The 1,238-nt window shown below is 47.0% G+C and carries 1 protein-coding gene; it reads right to left on the reverse strand.

Annotated features, from left to right (window positions below; genetic code table 11):
- On the reverse strand, positions 1-1,135 hold a 1,135-nt coding region (locus tag R7P67_RS25020), incomplete at its 3' end, for an AMP-binding protein (RefSeq protein ID WP_318086345.1).
- Positions 1,136-1,238 lie beyond the last annotated feature (103 nt).

A 1,238-nucleotide genomic window follows, 5' to 3' on the forward strand; every position in this document is an offset into this window, starting at 1 on the left:
TTAACTCAATGCCGGGGCCTGAGTTACCCACGGTACCAATTTTATCTGCCCTAAATGGGTAGTTTATGGTGCTGTAAGCGAAGGATTCCGTCATCCCCCATGCTTCGGTGATGTTTAGGCCAACGCTGTGGTACCAATCTAATAGTGCGGGTGATACCGGAGCAGAACCACAACCCAAAACTCGCGCTTGATCTAACCCCAGCCCTTCGGCGAGCTTTTTCTTAATCAGCGAATTTACGAACGGTATTTTCAGTAAGAAATTCAATTTTTTCTGTGGAAGTTTGTCTTGAATGCGTTGCTGGAACAGAGGCCATAATCTCGGTACAGAAATGAACAAGGTTGGGCGGTGCATTTTTACGTCTTCGATAAAAGTATCGAGCGACTCTGGGAAAGCCGTTGGTACGCCACCCATGATGGATGAACCAAAAATATAAACGCGTTCAGTAATATGTGCCAATGGTAGGTAGGAAAACAGTCGATCGTTAGCTTGAATGCCGATGTGGTTGATCAGCTGTTGTACCGACCAACTAAACGCTCCGTAAGTCAGCATTGCGCCTTTTGGCAAACCTGATGTGCCGGAGGTATACACCAATGACATCAACTTATCGTCGTAGTGTTGTGGACGCTCTTCACTTGGCACGGCATCCGCAATCAAAGCGTTGAACTGGTATTGGCATTGTGGTGCTGAATCATACGGCAGCGCGATGCTGATAAGCTCTGGCATGGCATCAATGACTTGCTGAGTTGCTGCTGGGTCATCAAGCTTCCCCCCGATCAGCGCCTTACTTTCACTGTGAGTTACACAGTATTCAATCGTGTCGGCCCCTGCGGTAGGGAAAATAGGTACGCTTACGTAATCCCCTAACATCATGGCCAAATCGCAGATAAACCACTCTGCGCAGTTTTTCGATACCAGAGCGACTTTATCGCCAGGCTGAATACCCAGCCCACGTAGTGCGCTGACGAGCTTGAGAGCCTGATCGGCGACTTCTGCGTAAGTAAACTCGACAAACTGTCGGTTAATGATTTGTTTTAGGTAGACCTCATTCGGGCGCTCCGCTGCCCATTTAAGAATCATTTCATTTGGTGGTGGGAGAGCGCAACCAGCAGTGCTATTTATTTTCGGCTGATTCATGTTTGGTGACTCCATGTCTTCTCGTTGTATTTATAATTGTTAATGCATTGTTAACTTTAGCATGTTGAATTACGACACGGGAACGCATTTTGATGAATTCTGT

Source organism: Vibrio sp. Vb0937 (genome assembly GCF_033338855.1).